Annotated in this window: 4 protein-coding genes; all 4 read left to right on the forward strand. The window is 38.0% G+C overall.

What is annotated here, in order from left to right; translation table 11 throughout:
- On the forward strand, nt 1-540 hold a 540-nt coding region (locus QZL69_RS01370; RefSeq protein ID WP_291517798.1), incomplete at its 5' end, for a LuxR C-terminal-related transcriptional regulator.
- Nucleotides 541-1,053: 513 nt separating this feature from the next.
- Nucleotides 1,054-1,821, forward strand: coding sequence for a ParA family protein (locus QZL69_RS01375; protein ID WP_022213436.1), 768 nt, complete (start codon nt 1,054-1,056; stop codon nt 1,819-1,821).
- A complete protein-coding gene (locus QZL69_RS01380; RefSeq protein ID WP_022213437.1) occupies nt 1,821-2,759 on the forward strand; it encodes a ParB/RepB/Spo0J family partition protein in 939 nt (312 codons plus the stop codon). The genes QZL69_RS01375 and QZL69_RS01380 overlap by 1 nt, the downstream gene beginning before the upstream one ends.
- A gap of 17 nt (nt 2,760-2,776) precedes the next feature.
- Nucleotides 2,777-2,992, forward strand: a 216-nt coding sequence (locus QZL69_RS01385) for a DUF4446 family protein (RefSeq protein ID WP_291517801.1), incomplete at its 3' end; no start/stop codon positions are given.

The following is a 2,992-nucleotide window of genomic DNA, read 5'->3' on the forward strand; positions in this document are numbered from 1 at the left end:
GTGGCTGCAACTGGAATCGATGGAGAGGATGCGTGCAGACTGTACAGACAGTATTGCCCGGATGTACTGCTGATGGACATTCGGATGAAAGGAATGAACGGATTGGAGGCTTCTGAACATATTCTGCTGGAGTATCCGGAGGCAAAAATCCTGCTTTTGACGACATTTCTGGATGATGAATATATAGTAAAAGCACTTCGGTTAGGGGCAAAAGGATACCTCTTAAAACAGGATTATGCCAGTATTCTTCCTGCGCTGCAGGCGGTAAATTTAGGGCAGACGGTTTTTGGAAAAGAAATCGTATCTAAAATACCAGATCTGATCAGGAAGGAAGAAAAGTTCGATTACAGCAGTTATGGGATCAACGAACGGGAACAGGAGATTATCCGTCTGATCGCTGATGGATACAGCAACAGAGAAATTGCGGCAGAGCTGTTTTTGAGCGAAGGAACTATCCGAAATTATCTGAGTGCCATATTAGATAAACTGCAATTAAGGGACAGGACTCAGGTGGCGGTGTTTTATTATCAACACAGGTGAATAATTATTAAAAAAATATACAATTATGTGGAAAAAGGTGCCAGAGAGGAGGCATATACAGGGAAAAAAGCGTGTGATGAAGCAGATAGAAGGGAAAAATGGGAAGATGAAAGAAGATATCAGGCATTAGGGAAAAGGAAAGAAAAAAGACAAATGTATTTAATAGAAAGACATGTGAGGCGACGCTTCTTAATGAACCAATATTATGTAAACTAAAAGATGCCGACAAAGCTCATTCGTGATGCACTTTACCAGGACTGTTCAAAATAGATGAAACAGAAATGATTAATATTGTATGTTTCACGCTTATAAAATGTTTCACGTGAAACATTGACGGACGCGCTGTAAGATAGATGATATAGAAAGATATATTTGTAACTTGTAAATTATAAACAATTCGTTGATGAAAATTTCCCTAAATTTTAATGTTTCACGTGAAACATTATGTGGAACATTAAAGGCAAAAGTGCTATAATTGATAGGTCGTAAATGATTTTGAAAGGAGGGTGAACTTTGGGAAGAATTATAGCAGTAGCCAACCAGAAAGGCGGTGTTGGTAAGTCTACAACGGCAATTAACCTTTCTGCATGCCTTGCTGAAAAAGGGAAAAAAGTTCTGGCAATTGACATAGATCCGCAGGGAAACACAACCAGTGGGTTAGGCGTTGATAAAAATGGCGTAGAAAATACGCTTTATGAATTGCTTCTTGGAGAAGCTGACATTAAAAAAACAGTTATAAAAGATGTAGTGGAAAATCTTGATTTAATTCCATCCAATATAAATTTATCCGGAGCAGAAATCGAATTGATTGGTGTGGATGATAAAGAGTATATTTTAAAGGGAATTACGGATAAACTTCGAAGAAAATATGATTATATTATCTTGGATTGTCCGCCGTCTTTGAATATGCTGACAATCAATGCATTAACAGCTGCAACTTCTGTCCTTGTTCCAATACAGTGTGAGTATTATGCTTTGGAAGGCCTTTCTCAGCTGATACATACGATTGATCTTGTAAAAGACAGATTAAATAAGAAACTTGCAATGGAAGGCGTTGTATTTACCATGTATGATGCCAGAACAAATCTTTCTTTACAGGTAGTCGAGAATGTAAAGGATAATCTTCAACAGAATATTTATAAGACCATTATTCCGAGAAATGTAAGACTTGCAGAAGCACCAAGTTACGGACAGCCTATCAATATATATGATTCAAGATCTGCCGGTGCAGAAGCTTATCGCCTTTTAGCTGAAGAAGTTATTAACAGGGAGGATAAATAATGGCAGGAAAAAAATCAGGACTTGGAAGAGGTCTGGATGCACTTTTTCCGGAAAAGGTTTCACAGGAAAAACCTAAAACTGTAAGAAGTTCTAAGCCAAAGACAAATACAGCAAGTACGAAATCAACAACAGAACAGTCCGTTGTAAAGGGCGAAACGATTGTAAAAATTTCAAAAGTAGAGCCGAATCGTGAACAGCCACGCAAGAAATTTGATGAAGATGCACTCCTTGAGCTGTCTGAATCTATCAAGATGTATGGCGTTCTGCAGCCGCTTCTCGTATCTGACAAGAAGGACTATTATGAAATTGTCGCAGGAGAACGGAGATGGCGTGCAGCAAAGATGGCTGGACTGAAAGAAATTCCGGTTGTCATCAAAGAATTTTCCGACCAGGAAATTGTGGAGATATCCCTGATAGAGAACATTCAGAGAGAAGACCTGAATCCTGTCGAGGAAGCAATGGCATATAAACGTCTGATTGATGAATTTAATCTGAAACAGGATGAAATCGCAGAGAGAGTATCCAAGAGCAGGACAGCTGTAACAAACTCTCTTCGTCTGTTGAAACTGGATCCGAGAGTACAGCAGATGATGGTGGATGAAATGATTTCAGCAGGACATGCGCGTGCATTGCTTGCTATCTCAGATGTAGAGAAACAGTATTCTGTAGCAATGCGGATTTTTGATGAGAAGCTCAGCGTAAGAGAGACAGAAAAGCTGGTAAAGACAATCTTAAACCCATCAAAGAAAAAAGAAACTTCGTCATCTGATTCGGCGGAAGATGCAATTTATGAAAGTCTTGAAGAAAAGATGAAGAATATTACCGGAACACGTGTATTTATTCACAGAAAGAAGAACAATAAGGGAAAGATAGAAATAGAATACTATTCAAGAGATGACCTTGAGAGAATTATAGATTTATTTGAATCTATCAGATAAAATAAAAGGGGTATGATATGAGTACAATTTTTGATAGTATTGGTATTGATCCTGGAATTGTTATCATTATTTTGCTTATTGTAGTTCTGGTATTGATTGCGTCTACAGTAAGCAGTAATATGAGATTGACTCGACTGGAGCGAAAATATAAAATGTTTATGAAAGGAAGCGATGCTCAGTCACTTGAGAAAACTTTCGTTCGTAAATTTGCACAGATCGATCATCTTTTTGAG

Source organism: Blautia sp. CAG:237 (assembly GCF_000436615.1).
Taxonomy (GTDB): Bacteria; Bacillota; Clostridia; order Lachnospirales; family Lachnospiraceae; genus Blautia_A; species Blautia_A intestinihominis.

What these genes read in the sequence shown, in the direction of transcription:
- QZL69_RS01380 (WP_022213437.1), top strand. Translation starts at nt 1,821, where the DNA reads ATGGCAGGAAAAAAATCAGGACTTGGAAGAGGTCTGGATGCACTTTTT.